Consider the following 13,467-nt stretch of genomic DNA (forward strand, 5'->3'; position numbering starts at 1 on the left):
GCGAACGCCGCCTTTTCGGCGCCTCCTCCGGAATCATCCCCGAGTCCTGGGGCAACCCTGGCGCCACACCTTTATTCCGGCGCGCGACGCGCCAGCCAGAGACCCGCCAGACGGCCCCGGCGACTGCATTGCGGTAGAATGCATCTTCATCGTCGAGCAGGAAAGCAGCCGTGAATGGCATCACCATTGCCCTCTCCAAGGGCCGGATTTTCGAGGAAACGCTGCCGCTGCTGGCGGCCGCTGGCATCGAACCGTTCGAAAACCCGGAAACGTCGCGCCGGCTGATCATCCCGACCAGCCGTGACGATGTGCGCCTGGTCATCGTCCGCGCCACCGACGCGCCGACCTACGTGCAATACGGCGCTGCCGACCTTGGTGTCGCCGGCAAGGACGTTCTGCTCGAACACGGCAGCGACGGCCTCTACCAGCCGATCGACCTGAAGATCGCCAAGTGCCGGATGATGGTCGCCATCCCGTCCGGTTTCGATTATGCCAATGCCGTGCGTCAGGGCGCACGGCTGAAGGTGGCGAGCAAGTACGTCAATATCGCCCGTGAGCACTTTGCTGCCAAGGGCGTCCATGTCGACCTGATCAAGCTCTATGGCTCGATGGAACTGGCGCCGCTGGCCGGCCTCGCTGACGCCATTGTCGACCTGGTATCGACCGGCAGCACGCTGAAAGCCAACAATCTGGTCGCCGTCGAGCACATCATGGACATCTCGTCGCGGTTGATCGTCAACCAGGCGGCGCTCAAGCTGAAGCGCAAGACGCTGGAGCCGATCCTCGCGGCGATTGCCGGCGTCGTCGAACGATGATCGGGATCAAGCGCCTGGCCAGCAGCGACGCCGACTTCACGGCGCGCCTGAACACCCTGCTGGCCTTCGAGGCCGCCCAGGACGAGGCCCTCGTACAAACGGTCGCCGCCATCCTGGCCGACGTCAAGGCCCGCGGCGACGTGGCGGTCGTCGAGTACACCCGGCGTTTCGACGGACTCGGCGTCAACTCGATGGCCGACCTGGAGATTCCGTCGAGGGTCCTGCTGCGCGCGCTTGCCGGGCTTCCTGCCGACCAGCGGCAGGCGCTCGAAGCCGCCGCCAGCCGCGTCCGCAACTACCACCAGCGGCAGACCCTGCAGAGCTGGCAATACGACGAGGATGGCGAACGGGACGGCGCCGGTGAGAGCCGCGGCACGATGCTCGGCCAGAAGGTGACGCCGCTCGACCGCGTCGGCCTGTACGTACCTGGCGGCAAGGCATCGTACCCGTCATCGGTCCTGATGAACGCGATTCCGGCCCGGGTCGCCGGCGTCGGCGAGCTGATCATGGTCGTACCGACGCCGGCTGGCGAGCATAACCCGCTGGTTCTCGCCGCTGCCGCGCTGGTCGGCGTCGACCGGGTGTTCACCATCGGCGGCGCGCAGGCGGTTGCGGCGCTGGCGTATGGCACGCAGACCGTTCCGCAGGTGGACAAGATCGTTGGCCCCGGCAACGCCTACGTCGCCGCCGCAAAGCGCCGGGTCTTCGGCGTCGTCGGCATCGATATGGTCGCCGGGCCCTCGGAGATCCTGATTATTTGCGATGGTCATACCGACCCCGACTGGGTGGCGATGGATCTCTTTTCGCAAGCCGAGCACGACGAACTCGCGCAGGCGATCCTGATCTGTCCCGATGCCGCCTATATCGACCGCGTTGCCGCGTCGCTCGAAGCACTCTTGCCGAGCATGCCGCGCCAGCAGGTGATTCGCGCCGCGCTGGAGAACCGCGGCGCACTGATCGAGGTACGCGATCTCGACGAGGCTTGCGATATCGCCAACCGCATCGCTCCCGAACACCTCGAACTGTCGCTCGACGACCCTGACCGCTGGGTGGATAAGATTCGGCACGCCGGCGCGATCTTCATCGGCCGCTACACCTCCGAGTCGCTGGGTGATTACTGCGCCGGGCCGAATCACGTCCTACCGACTTCCGGCAGCGCACGCTTCTCGTCGCCACTGGGAGTCTACGACTTCCAGAAGCGGACCAGCCTGATCCGTGTTTCTCGTGCCGATTCGAAAACGCTGGGCCGCATCGCGGCGACGCTGGCCTACGGCGAAGGCCTGCCGGCCCACGCCCGATCGGCTGAATATCGCGTCGACAGCTGAGGCCACGATTAGCGGCAGCGCCAGATGACTGTCGCCACCGCATCCGGCCCGTCGCTCAGGCCAGAATCTGGCGTAAGGCGGCGATCAGCACGCCGCATTGCGCGTCACTGCCAATACTGATCCGCAGATGCTGGTCGATGCGCGGCAGCTTGAAGTGGCGGACGATTATCCCGCGCTGGCGAAGGGCCGCCGCCAGCTGAACGCCCTCACGTTGCGGGTGGCGGGCGAAGACGAAGTTGGCCAGCGACGGCAGCACCTCGAAACCCAGCCCCAGCAGCTCGCCGCGCAGCGCCTCGCGGCTGCGGATGACCGCTTGCCGGGTGGTCTCAAAGTGCTCCTGATCGGCCATCGCCGCCACCGCACCGGCAATCGCCAGGCGGTCGAGCGGGTAGGAGTTGAAGCTGTTCTTGACCCTTTCCAGGGCCTCGATCAGATCCCTGTGGCCGACCGCGTAGCCGACCCGCAGCCCGGCCAGCGAACGCGCCTTGGACAGGGTGTGCACCACCAGCAGGTTCGGGTGCTGATTGACCAGGCCGATCGCCGACTCGCCGCCAAAGTCCACGTAGGCCTCGTCGACGACCACCGCCGACTGACGATGGCTGGCCAGCAGGCGCGCGATCGACGCCACCGGCAGCAGGCAGCCGGTCGGCGCATTCGGATTCGGGAAAATGATGCCGCCATTCGGCGCCGCGTAATCGTCGATGCGGATCGCGAAATTCTCGTCCAGCGGCACGGTGGCGTAGGCCACGTCGTGCAGCCTGCAATAAACCGGGTAGAAGCTGTAGGTGATGTCCGGGAAGAGGACCGGCAAGCGATGCCTGAGCAGCGCCATGAACACGTGCGCCAGTACTTCGTCGGAACCGTTGCCGACGAAAACCTGCTGCGGCGCGATGTCGAACTCGGCGAAACGGGCGGCTATCGCTTCCTTGAGGCGCGCCGCGTTCGGGTCCGGGTAGAGTCGCAGCAACTCGCCGCCATTGGCCAGTTGGTCGGCGATCGCGGCGACCACGCGCGGCGACGGCGGGTAGGGGTTTTCGTTGGTATTCAGCTTGACCAGATTCGGCAGCTGCGGCTGTTCGCCCGGAACATAGGGCGTCAGGCGATGAACAAGGGAACTCCAGTAGCGGCTCATGAAAGGCGGCGCAGGTCGGATGCAAGGAAAGCGCGAAATGGTATCATGCGCGTCTGCCGATCGAGACGCCATTGCGGATCATCGACCACTGCTCGCAAGCCACGCCAGGCGCCAACGGCGACCCCTTGCTGGCCCCGATCATTTCCGACTCAACATTCTTTGTTGCCACTCTGCGACGGGATCCCGATGCGGCAAGCAGAAGTCTCCAGGAATACGCTCGAAACCAGGATCACCGTTCGTCTGAACCTCGACGGCAGCGGTCAGAGCAGCTTCACCACCGGCGTCCCGTTCCTCGATCACATGCTAGAGCAGATTGCCCGGCATGGCCTGATCGACCTCGAAGTTGAAGCCGACGGCGACCTGCACATCGACGCGCACCACACCGTCGAGGATATCGGCATCACCGTTGGCCAGACGCTGGCCAGGGCGCTCGGCGACAAGAAGGGTCTGCGGCGCTACGGACACGCGTATGTTCCGCTCGACGAAGCGCTGTCGCGGGTGGTGATCGACCTCTCCGGCCGGCCGGGTCTCGAGTTCCACGTTGATTTCAGGCGCGCCATGATCGGCGCCTTCGACGTCGATCTGGTGCACGAATTCTTCCAGGGTCTGGTCAACCACGCGCTGATCAGTGTGCACATCGACAATCTACGTGGCGACAACGCGCACCACCAGGCGGAAACGGTGTTCAAGGCCTTCGGCCGCGCGCTGCGTGCCGCGGTCGAAGCCGACCCGCGCGCCAGCGGTACCATTCCGTCGACCAAGGGCACGCTCTGATGCCATCGCTCAACGCCCCGCCGGGGGCGATCGTCGTGATCGACTACGGCATGGGCAACCTGCGGTCGGTGTGGCAAGCGCTGGTGCGCGTCGCCGACGGGCGCCAGGTGCTCGTCTCTTCTGATCCAGCGATGGTCAGCGCAGCCGAGCGCGTGGTCTTTCCCGGGCAAGGGGCGATGCCCGACTGCATGCGCGAGATCGACCAGCGCGGCTTGCGAACGGCGGTGCTCGATGCGGCCCGAAACAAGCCCTTTCTCGGGATCTGCATCGGCCAGCAAATGCTCTTCGAGCACAGTGAAGAAGGCAATGTACCCGGTCTGGGCGTCCTTGCGGGTACCGTCCGGCGGTTTCCGCCCAGCCGCATGTTCGACGCCGCGGGCGACACACTCAAGGTCCCGCACATGGGCTGGAACGAGGTGCGGCACGCCCGCCAACACGCCCTCTGGAACGGCATTGCCGATGGCTCGCGCTTCTATTTCGTCCACAGCTATTTCGTCGACCCGCTGGACAGCGACTGCGCCGTCGGAACCACCGCTTACGGCATCCCCTTTACCAGTGCCGTGGCTCGGGATAATATCTTCGCCATTCAGTGCCACCCGGAAAAGAGCGCCGTGGACGGACTCGCCCTGCTGGCCAACTTCGTCGCCTGGAAACCCTGAACCGGCGCGCTGCTCGCGGTAACCTCTTCTCCCTGGTCGCATCTCCTTTCATCTCACTCTTGCTTGCACATTCAAAATGCTGATCATTCCCGCGATTGACCTCAAGAACGGACAGTGCGTCCGGCTCAAACAAGGTCTCATGGACCAGGCGACCGTCTTTTCGAATTCTCCGGGCGAGCAGGCCCGCGATTGGCTGGCCCAGGGCGCCCGTCGCCTGCACGTGGTCGATCTCGACGGAGCCTTCGCCGGCAAGCCAAAGAACGAGAAGGCCATCAAGGAGATCATTCAGGCCGTCGGCGACGACATCCCCGTGCAACTCGGCGGCGGCATCCGCGATCTCGACACCATCGAACGCTGCCTCGACGACGGCGTCAGTTACGTGATCATCGGCACCGCGGCAGTGAAGAATCCCGGCTTTCTGCACGACGCCTGTGGTGCTTTCCCCGGCCACATCATCGTCGGTCTTGACGCCCGAGACGGCAAGGTGGCGGTCGATGGCTGGTCGAAAATGACCGGGCATGACGTCATCGATCTGGCCAGGAAGTACGAGGACTACGGCGTCGAAGCGATCATTTATACCGACATCGGCCGCGACGGCATGCTCTCCGGGATCAACATCGAGGCGACCGTCAAACTGGCGCAGGCGCTGCTGATTCCGGTGATCGCCAGCGGCGGGCTGTCGAGCATCGACGACATCAGGCGGCTTTGCGCGGTCGAACAGGAAGGAATCAGCGCCGCCATCGCCGGCCGCGCGGTATACGATGGGTCGCTGGATTTTTCCGTGGCACAGGCCGAAGCCGACCGTGCGACCACCCCCTGATCTTCGCCACTTGCTCGCCGAACCAAGGCGCTAGCTGACCGTGGCCCTGGCCAAACGGATCATCCCCTGCCTCGACGTGACCGCCGGTCGGGTCGTCAAGGGCACCAATTTCATCGACCTGCGTGACGCCGGCGACCCGGTTGAAATCGCCCGCCGCTACGACCAGCAGGGTGCCGACGAAGTCACTTTCCTCGACATCACGGCGTCGTCGGATCAGCGCGAAATCATTCTGCACATCGTCGAAGCCTGCGCCGCTCAGGTCTTCATTCCGCTGACCGTTGGCGGGGGCGTACGCTCGGTCGCCGATGTGCGTCGCCTGTTGAACGCCGGCGCCGACAAGGTGAGCATGAACACCGCCGCGGTCGAAAACCCGGACCTGATTGCCGAAGCATCGGCCAAAGTCGGCAACCAGTGCATTGTCGTGGCCATTGACGCCAAGCAGCTGGCGCCGGGAGTCTGGCAGGTGTTCACCCATGGCGGAAGAAGGAATACCGGGATCGACGCCATCGACTGGGCTCGCCGCGTTCAGCAACTCGGTGCCGGCGAAATCCTGCTCACTAGCATGGATCGCGACGGCACCCGCAACGGTTTCGATCTGCCCCTGACGCGGGCGGTGGCGGCTGCGGTCGATATCCCGGTGATCGCCAGCGGCGGCGTCGGCACGCTGCAGCATCTCGCCGAAGGCGTCGCCGAAGGCCGGGCTGACGCGGTGCTGGCTGCAAGCATCTTCCACTTCGGTGAGTACACCATTCGGCAGGCGAAGGAGTACATGCGCGAGCGTGGCATCGAGGTCCGCCTGTGAGCGATCTGGACCCTGACCAACCCTGGCTTGAAGCCCTCAAGTGGGACCAACAGGGCATGCTGCCTGCGATTGCCCAGGACGCCAGCAGTGGTCGGGTGCTAATGTTCGCCTTCATGAACCGGCAGTCGCTACAGGAGACGCTTGACAGCGGTAGCGCGGTATACTGGTCGCGTTCGCGTCAGCGGCTGTGGCGGAAAGGCGAAGAGTCGGGCCATCGGCAACGGGTACGCTCGATCCGCACCGACTGTGACGGCGACGTGCTGTTGCTGGCGATCGACCAGGAGGGCGGCATCGCGTGCCACACCGGTCGGCAGAGCTGTTTTTTCTATCAACTGCAGGGCGGCCTGTGGGTGGCGGTCGACCCGGTGCTCAAGGACCCCAAGGACATCTACGGTAAATGAACATGGACATGCTGCACCGGATCTCGGAGACCCTGCTTGCGCGCCGCAAGGCAGACCCGGAAACCTCCTACACGGCACAGCTGATGGCCAAAGGGCCGGACGCGATCCTGAAAAAGATCGGCGAGGAAACCGCCGAGTTGATCATGGCCGGCAAGGAAGGCAACCGCCTGCACGTCGTCTGGGAGTCCACCGACGTGCTCTACCACACGATGGTTCTGCTCGCCTTTTATGGCCTGTCGATCGAGGATGTGCTGCAGGAGATGCGGCGGCGCGAAGGTGTTTCCGGAATCGACGAGAAGAAGTCGCGGAAGACCTGAGCCATGGAAAACTGCCTGTTCTGCAAAATCGCGGCGGCTCAGATCCCGTCGCGCAAGGTATACGAGGACGACGAGATCTTCGCCTTCCACGACATCAAGCCGGCTCGTCCGGTGCATCTGCTGGTGATTCCCAAGCGGCACATCACCTCGCTGGCCAGCGCCACCGAGGCCGACCTGCCCGTTCTCGGCCGGATGCTCGCCGTCGCCAACCGCCTGGCGACCGAGCAGGGCAGCCCCGACGGCTTCCGCTTGATCATCAATACCGGGACCATCGGGCACCAGGAAGTGCAACACCTGCATGCACACATCGTCGGCGGACCAGACCCGGTCGGGCCGATGCTCAAGCGAATCTGACCGGCGCGGCAGCCCTTGCACGCCGCGCCGGAACACCTTGCTGCCGGCAACGCGAGAGAATTTCACCTTAACGGAGGCCTGCTATGGGTTCTTTCAGCATCTGGCATTGGTTGATCGTACTGATCATCGTCCTGCTGGTTTTCGGCACCAAGAAACTGCGTGGCCTTGGCTCCGACCTCGGCGGCGCGGTCAAGGGATTCAAGGACGGCATAAAGGATGCGACGGCCGAAGACCAGGCGGCCGACAGCACCGCGCAGCCGACCCCTCCGCCGCCGCAGGTCAAGGAGGGTCAGACGATCGAGGGCGAGGTCAGGGAAAAGACCAGGAGCTAGTCGCCGTGCCAGCTGCTGCTCCCGCGACTTCCGGCGGCAGGCGATCCGGCAACCTGCGGCCTGGAGGTCATTGCCAGGCCGGCGCCGAAGACCCGTCAGGTCGCACTTCCCACAGGGGTTTCCACTGCAGTTCGCCGCGTTTCCACCGCTCGCACCCGATGCCCACACCGCGCCATGTTTGATATCAGCTTCAGCGAGATGATCCTGATTGCCGTCGTGGCGCTGGTGGTCATCGGACCGGAGCGGCTGCCCAAGGTGGCACGCACCGCCGGGCACCTGCTCGGCCGTCTGCAACGCTACGTCAGCGACGTCAAGTCCGACATCAACCGCGAAATCCAGCTCGACGAACTGAAGAAACTGCGGGCCGAGATCCAGGAGTCTGCGCGCAGCGTCGAACAGACCCTGAGCAGCGAAATGCACGCGGCACGGCAGGCGATGACCCAGACCGCCCAACAGGTCAGCGGCGAGAACCAGGCCGCAGCGGCCAACGAGCCGCCACCGCCCGCGGCGACGCCGATCCTGCCCGGCCCGGGGGCCGAGACGCCGCCGCCCGCAGACCAAGGCGGCGCCGGCAAGCCTAGCGGTCTGGCCTGAACGACCGATGAGCGAAACCGAAGACTCCTTCCTGTCGCACCTGGTCGAGTTGCGCGACCGCCTGATCAAGGTGCTGATCGCCATCGGCGTCGTTTTCCTCTGCCTCTTCCCGTGGGCCAAGGAACTCTATTCGCTACTCGCGCAACCCCTGCTGGCGACCCTGCCGCAAGGCGGCCAGATGATCGCTACCGACGTCGTCGGCGTCTTCCTGGTGCCGATGAAAGTGGCGCTGATGGTCGCCTTCCTGATCGCGCTGCCCTACGTCCTCTATCAGGTCTGGGCCTTCATCGCGCCGGGACTCTACGCCCACGAGAAGCGGTTGGCGCTGCCACTGGTCGCGGCGAGCGTTCTGCTGTTCTTCATCGGCATGGCCTTCGCCTATTTTCTGGTCTTTCCGACGGTCTTCGGGTTCATGGCCAAAGTGGCACCCGAGGGCGTCGCCTGGATGACCGACATCGAAAAGTATCTCTCTTTCGTGATGACCACCTTCATGGCTTTCGGGGTGACTTTCGAGGTCCCGGTGCTGGTCGTCGTTCTGGTTTATGTCGGCATCGTCGACCTCGCCAAACTCAGGGAATGGCGCCCGTATGTGATCGTCGGATCGTTCGTCGTGGCGGCAGTGTTCACGCCTCCGGACGTGATCTCGCAGTTGCTGATGGCCATTCCAATGTGCCTGCTTTTCGAGCTGGGGCTGCTGATGGCCAGGTTCGTCACCCGACGCGCAGCGCCTGCTGGCACACCGGGCGACCAGCCAGGGCCATCGGCTGCCGCCAATCAGGGGGACGATTGGACACCGCTGACCACCGAGGAAATGAACCAGGCGATCGCCGATCTCAGTCCGCAGCAGGGCGACGACCGCAAACCCGACGCCTGACACCGGGTGGTGGCGCCCTGCTCGACCGGCGGCGGACAAGTCCTCGCTCAGGCGGGTGTCTGCGGTGGTCCAGCGATGGTGAGCCGATGCCGGGCCGGCGCGCCGCCTTCGAACTGCCACAGGCTGCCGCGCGGCATCACCGTCCACTGTTCATTGTCGGTCAGTGGCACCGTGGCGATCACCGCGACGCGATCGTTGGGCGTCGTCACAGCGCTGAAATCGATGCTCAGATCCTGATCTCGCAGATGGGCAACGGCAAAGGGCGCCTGGCGAACGATGTAGCTCAGCTGCGTCGAGCAGTGCGCGAACAGGCAATCGCCATTCGACAGCAGGTAGTTGCATGCGCCACGCGCGCCGAGATCGAGGGTCAGTTGATGCAGCGCCTCGAACAGCATCGCCTGACTGGGCGGCCGGCTGCCGAAGCGCTGCCGCAGGTTCTGCAGCAGCCAGCAGAAAGCGCGCTCGCTGTCGGTCTGGCCCACCGGCGTGAAACTGCCGTCGAGTTCCGGCGCGAAATCCGGCAAGTGGCCGTTATGCGCGAAGATCCAGTAGCGTCCCCAGAGTTCGCGCATGAACGGGTGGGTGTTCTCGAGCGCGACCAGACCCTGGGTCGCCTTGCGGATATGCGCGATGACGTTTTGCGAATGGATCGGATAGCTGCACACCAGCGCGGCGACCGGCGACGAGCACGATGGCTGCGGGTCGAGGAACACGCGTGTGCCGCGGCCTTCGAAAAAGGCAATTCCCCAGCCGTCCGAATGCACGTCTGTAGCCCCGCCGCGGACCTGGAAACCGGCAAAGGAAAAGCAGATGTCGGTGGGCACGTTGCAGTTCATGCCGAGCAGCTGACACATGCCGGCTCGCCCGACTACTCGCGCTCGCGGCGCTGTGGCGCCCGCTTGCCGATCTTGACCGTGGTGTCGAACAGCTTGTTCTGCCGCCGCAACTGGAAACTGACCGTTTCTCCCGGCTTCTGGCCGGCGATCAGATCGAGCATCCCCTGCGGATCCTTGACCGGCCGCCCGCCGACGGCGAGCAGAATATCGCCCGGCTTGATCCCTCCCGCATCGGCCGGGCTGCCGCGCAAGACGCCGGCGATCAGGGCGCCCGAGGTATCGGGCAGGCCGAAGGACTCGGCCAGATCGATGGTGATTTCCTGCGCCTCGACGCCGATCCAGCCACGCGTCACGACGCCGGTCTGGATGATCTGCTCCATGACGTTGCGGGCGATCGAGATCGGAATCGCAAAACCGATGCCCAAAGAACCGCCAGAGCGCGAATAGATGGCCGTATTGATCCCAATCAGGTTACCCTGGCTGTCCACCAGCGCGCCTCCGGAATTGCCCGGGTTGATCGCCGCGTCGGTCTGGATGAAGTTTTCGAAGGTGTTGATCCCGAGATGCGAGCGGCCCAGTGCCGAGATGATTCCCATGGTCACCGTCTGCCCGACGCCGAAGGGATTGCCGATCGCCAGGGTCACGTCGCCGACCCCCACGTCGTCCATCTGTCCCAGCGTTATCGCCGGCAACACCAGCTTCTTGCCGTGCTCCTCGCTGATTTGCAGGACCGCGAGGTCGGACTCGGGGTCGCTGCCAACGAGGCGGGCGCTCAGGTTGCGACCATCACTGAGGGCAATCTCGATCTGGTCCGCGGCTTCGACGACATGGAAGTTCGTGAGAACATAGCCATTCGGGCTGACAATGACCCCCGAGCCCAGGCCGGACGTGCTCGGACCATCGCCACCCTCGCCGTCGCCAAAGAAGTGGCGGAAGGCCGGGTCGTCGAGCAGTGGATGGCGGCGCGCCTTGATCTTCTGCGAGGTAAAAATGTGCACCACCGACGGCAGCGCTTTCTTCGCCGCTTCGCGATACGACGGGGCGACCAGCACCGGCGGCATCCCCTTGACCGACTCCTGCAGGGAAACGATGCTGGGCCCCGTCAATGACCCCTTGCCCAGCCACTCGGGCTTAAGCGTGCTGACCACGAAGAGAACGGCCAGACCGATGGTCACCGTTTGTGCAAAAATCAGCCAGAGCCTGCGCATGGGCGAAATCGGAGCCGGTGAATGAAACGCGATGAATTGACACGCTACCTGGACAAGCTCCTGGACGCCGCGCGCTTCCGCGATTATTGCCCAAACGGTCTGCAAGTGGAAGGAGGCACTGCGGTCCACCGCCTGGTCGCCGGCGTCACCGCCAGCCAGGCCTTGCTTGATGCCGCCGTGGCGCGCGGCGCCGATACCATTCTGGTCCATCACGGCTGGTTCTGGCGTGGCGAAGATGGCCGCGTCACCGGCATCCGCAGAACGCGGCTGCGGACCCTGCTGGTAAACAACATCAACCTGATCGCCTATCACCTGCCGCTCGACAGCCATGACGAATTCGGCAACAACGCCCAGTTGGCCCGGCGGCTGGGCTGGCTGGCCGACGGGCGCTTCGGCGACCAGGACGTCGGCTGGCTGGGCCGCCCGGAAAGCCCGACCAGCCTGGAAGCTGTCGCCGGACGAGTCGCCGAGCAGTTACAGCGAATGCCGCTGGCGATTGGCGATAGCGCGCGCCTGGTACGCCGTGTCGCCTGGTGTACCGGCGGCGCGCAGGGCTTGTTCGAACAGGCCATCGCGCTTGGCGCCGACCTCTACCTGAGCGGCGAGGTCTCGGAGCAGACCGTGCATCTGGCGCGCGAGTCCGGTGTCGCGTACCTCGCTGCCGGTCACCACGCCAGCGAGCGCTATGGCGTGCAGGCGCTCGCCGAACACTTGGCCGAGCGCTTCGGCCTCGACTGCCAATTCGTCGATATCGACAACCCTGTCTGACACCGAACCGCGAGGAGAAGCAATGCCCTACGTCTTTCCACCCCCCCCCCAGGTCAGCGTTCCGGTCGCCGGCAGCGACGGCCTTTTCCCGGTCCGTCGGGTGTACTGCGTCGGTCGCAATTACGCCGATCACGCCGCCGAAATGGGCGCCGACGGCCGCGAACCGCCCTTTTTCTTCAGCAAACCCGCCGATGCGCTGGTTCCCGGCGGTGGTGCTGTCCCCTATCCGCCGGCCACCGACAATCTGCAGCACGAAGTCGAACTGGTCGTCGCGCTGGTCGGTGGTGGCGCGGATATTTCGCCGTCCCGGGCGCTCGAATTGGTCTATGGCTACGCGGTCGGAGTCGACCTGACCCGGCGCGACCTGCAGCAGGCGGCGAAGGACAAGGGCCATCCATGGGATATGGGCAAGGGCTTCGACCACAGCGCACCAATCGCGGCGATCCGGCCACTGGCCGCGATTGGCCATCCGAGCTGCGGCGCCGTCTGGCTCAAGGTCAATGGCCAGACGCGGCAGAATGGCGATCTCCAGCAGATGTCGTGGACGGTCGCCGAGGTGATCGCCAACCTTTCGACCTACGTCACGCTCGCGGCCGGAGACCTGATTTTCACCGGGACCCCGGCCGGGGTCTCGAAAGTTCTGCCTGGCGACGTCCTCGAAGCGGGCGTGGCCGGGGTCGGCGAGCTGACCGTGCGACTTGTCTGAAGCTGGTGCAAACCCACCTCGTTGCCATCGCGGCAGCGCCGGCAGGCGCCGCGACCCGACCCCCTACCGACGCCCGCCGGCGGAGCGATGACCAGGGACCGTTACCACTTGGGTCCCGAAGACAGGAGCGTGCTATGAGCAAGGACTACATTCCATCCCCAACCCGCCGCTGGCTGGCGCTGGCTGGCTGCCGACTGACCGCGGCGCTGCTGCTCGCCGGCGTGCTAACGCCCGCGCTGGCCGAGGGCATCGAGCCACCGACCCGAGGGCAAACGGTCTATGTGCCGATCTATTCGCATTTCCGGCACGGCAACGTCGCCTCGTCGGGCAGGTCGGGGACGACGCTGGTGTCGGTTCTGGTCAGTGTCCGCAACACCGACCCCAAGAACCCGATTCGCGTCGTCGCGGCACCGTACTACGATACCGAAGGCGTACTGGTTCGAAACTCGGTACCGATCCCCAGAACCATCCCCCCGTTTGGCACCATGGAACTGTTTATCGAGCTCAACGAGAACGCCGGCGGTTCCGGCGCCAACTACGCGATCAAGTGGGACGCCACAACGATGGTTTCGCCGCCGGTCATCGAAGCCCTGCATTCGAAGTTCCAGGCCGGCTATTCAGTGGCCTTCATTTCGCGCGGCCGAGCGATCTCGGAACCATGAGCTTCACTGGCCAGCGCCGCGGTCGGCGCGACGCTGGACGGCGGACCGAAGTCGGCAGCCGGCGATGTCCGTTTTCCTGACCAGCGCT

At 64.9% G+C, this 13,467-nt stretch carries 18 protein-coding genes; 15 read left to right on the forward strand and 3 right to left on the reverse strand.

The window, feature by feature from the left end; translation table 11 throughout:
• Positions 1–170: 170 nt before the first annotated feature.
• Positions 171–815: an ATP phosphoribosyltransferase gene (gene hisG / locus Q1L50_RS19660; RefSeq protein WP_300342034.1), complete on the forward strand. Its 645-nt coding sequence runs from the start codon at positions 171–173 to the stop codon at positions 813–815.
• Positions 812–2,140, forward strand: coding sequence for a histidinol dehydrogenase (gene hisD, locus Q1L50_RS19665; RefSeq protein ID WP_300342036.1), 1,329 nt, complete (start codon positions 812–814; stop codon positions 2,138–2,140). The genes hisG and hisD overlap by 4 nt, the downstream gene beginning before the upstream one ends.
• A gap of 55 nt (positions 2,141–2,195) precedes the next feature.
• On the opposite strand, the gene hisC is transcribed toward hisD, so the two are convergent.
• A complete protein-coding gene (gene hisC, locus Q1L50_RS19670) occupies positions 2,196–3,272 on the reverse strand; it encodes a histidinol-phosphate transaminase (RefSeq protein WP_300342037.1) in 1,077 nt (358 codons plus the stop codon).
• A 186-nt stretch (positions 3,273–3,458) separates the two neighbouring features.
• Here hisC and hisB point away from each other — a divergent pair, with 186 nt between their 5' ends.
• The 10 genes from hisB (at position 3,459) to tatC (ending at position 9,199) form a co-directional block, all read left to right on the forward strand.
• A complete protein-coding gene (gene hisB / locus Q1L50_RS19675) occupies positions 3,459–4,046 on the forward strand; it encodes an imidazoleglycerol-phosphate dehydratase HisB (protein ID WP_300342039.1) in 588 nt (195 codons plus the stop codon).
• A complete protein-coding gene (hisH, locus tag Q1L50_RS19680; RefSeq protein ID WP_300342040.1) occupies positions 4,046–4,705 on the forward strand; it encodes an imidazole glycerol phosphate synthase subunit HisH in 660 nt (219 codons plus the stop codon). Before hisB ends, hisH begins: the two co-directional genes overlap by 1 nt.
• A gap of 76 nt (positions 4,706–4,781) precedes the next feature.
• Positions 4,782–5,525 (forward strand): 1-(5-phosphoribosyl)-5-[(5-phosphoribosylamino)methylideneamino]imidazole-4-carboxamide isomerase, encoded by a 744-nt coding sequence (gene hisA, locus Q1L50_RS19685; protein ID WP_300342042.1) that lies wholly within the window; start codon positions 4,782–4,784, stop codon positions 5,523–5,525.
• A gap of 40 nt (positions 5,526–5,565) precedes the next feature.
• Positions 5,566–6,327, forward strand: coding sequence for an imidazole glycerol phosphate synthase subunit HisF (gene hisF / locus Q1L50_RS19690; protein ID WP_300342043.1), 762 nt, complete (start codon positions 5,566–5,568; stop codon positions 6,325–6,327).
• Entirely contained in the window at positions 6,324–6,728 is a 405-nt protein-coding gene (gene hisI, locus Q1L50_RS19695) for a phosphoribosyl-AMP cyclohydrolase (RefSeq protein WP_300342045.1), read from the forward strand. The genes hisF and hisI overlap by 4 nt, the downstream gene beginning before the upstream one ends.
• The gene (locus tag Q1L50_RS19700) at positions 6,725–7,045 is read left to right on the forward strand and encodes a phosphoribosyl-ATP diphosphatase (RefSeq protein WP_300342046.1); all 321 of its coding nucleotides are present in this window, start codon (positions 6,725–6,727) and stop codon (positions 7,043–7,045) included. Before hisI ends, Q1L50_RS19700 begins: the two co-directional genes overlap by 4 nt.
• A gap of 3 nt (positions 7,046–7,048) precedes the next feature.
• On the forward strand, positions 7,049–7,399 hold the full coding sequence (locus Q1L50_RS19705) for a histidine triad nucleotide-binding protein (protein ID WP_300342048.1): 351 nt from the start codon (positions 7,049–7,051) through the stop codon (positions 7,397–7,399).
• An 83-nt stretch (positions 7,400–7,482) separates the two neighbouring features.
• Positions 7,483–7,731, forward strand: coding sequence for a Sec-independent protein translocase subunit TatA (gene tatA, locus Q1L50_RS19710; protein WP_300342050.1), 249 nt, complete (start codon positions 7,483–7,485; stop codon positions 7,729–7,731).
• 174 nt (positions 7,732–7,905) lie between these two features.
• Positions 7,906–8,325 carry a Sec-independent protein translocase protein TatB gene (tatB, locus tag Q1L50_RS19715; RefSeq protein WP_300342052.1) on the forward strand — a complete coding sequence of 140 codons (420 nt, stop codon included), beginning with the start codon at positions 7,906–7,908 and terminating at the stop codon, positions 8,323–8,325.
• A gap of 7 nt (positions 8,326–8,332) precedes the next feature.
• Entirely contained in the window at positions 8,333–9,199 is an 867-nt protein-coding gene (gene tatC, locus Q1L50_RS19720; RefSeq protein WP_300342054.1) for a twin-arginine translocase subunit TatC, read from the forward strand.
• A gap of 47 nt (positions 9,200–9,246) precedes the next feature.
• Here tatC and Q1L50_RS19725 read toward each other — a convergent pair whose 3' ends face one another.
• Both Q1L50_RS19725 and Q1L50_RS19730 read right to left on the reverse strand, forming a co-directional pair.
• Entirely contained in the window at positions 9,247–10,053 is an 807-nt protein-coding gene (locus Q1L50_RS19725) for a class II glutamine amidotransferase (RefSeq protein ID WP_300342055.1), read from the reverse strand.
• Between the two features lie 14 nt (positions 10,054–10,067).
• Complete coding sequence (locus Q1L50_RS19730; RefSeq protein ID WP_300342057.1) at positions 10,068–11,243, reverse strand: trypsin-like peptidase domain-containing protein; 1,176 nt, start codon at positions 11,241–11,243, stop codon at positions 10,068–10,070.
• A 21-nt stretch (positions 11,244–11,264) separates the two neighbouring features.
• Between Q1L50_RS19730 and Q1L50_RS19735 the strand changes: the two genes are divergently transcribed.
• The 3 genes from Q1L50_RS19735 (at position 11,265) to Q1L50_RS19745 (ending at position 13,379) form a co-directional block, all read left to right on the forward strand.
• Entirely contained in the window at positions 11,265–12,011 is a 747-nt protein-coding gene (locus Q1L50_RS19735; protein ID WP_300342059.1) for a Nif3-like dinuclear metal center hexameric protein, read from the forward strand.
• Between the two features lie 22 nt (positions 12,012–12,033).
• Positions 12,034–12,717, forward strand: a complete 684-nt coding sequence (locus tag Q1L50_RS19740) for a fumarylacetoacetate hydrolase family protein (RefSeq protein ID WP_300342060.1) — start codon at positions 12,034–12,036, stop codon at positions 12,715–12,717.
• Positions 12,718–12,851: 134 nt separating this feature from the next.
• A complete protein-coding gene (locus Q1L50_RS19745) occupies positions 12,852–13,379 on the forward strand; it encodes a DUF3124 domain-containing protein (RefSeq protein WP_300342061.1) in 528 nt (175 codons plus the stop codon).
• Positions 13,380–13,467: the final 88 nt, after the last annotated feature.

It is taken from the genome of Accumulibacter sp. (assembly GCF_029255145.1).
Classification (GTDB): Bacteria; Pseudomonadota; Gammaproteobacteria; order Burkholderiales; family Rhodocyclaceae; genus Accumulibacter.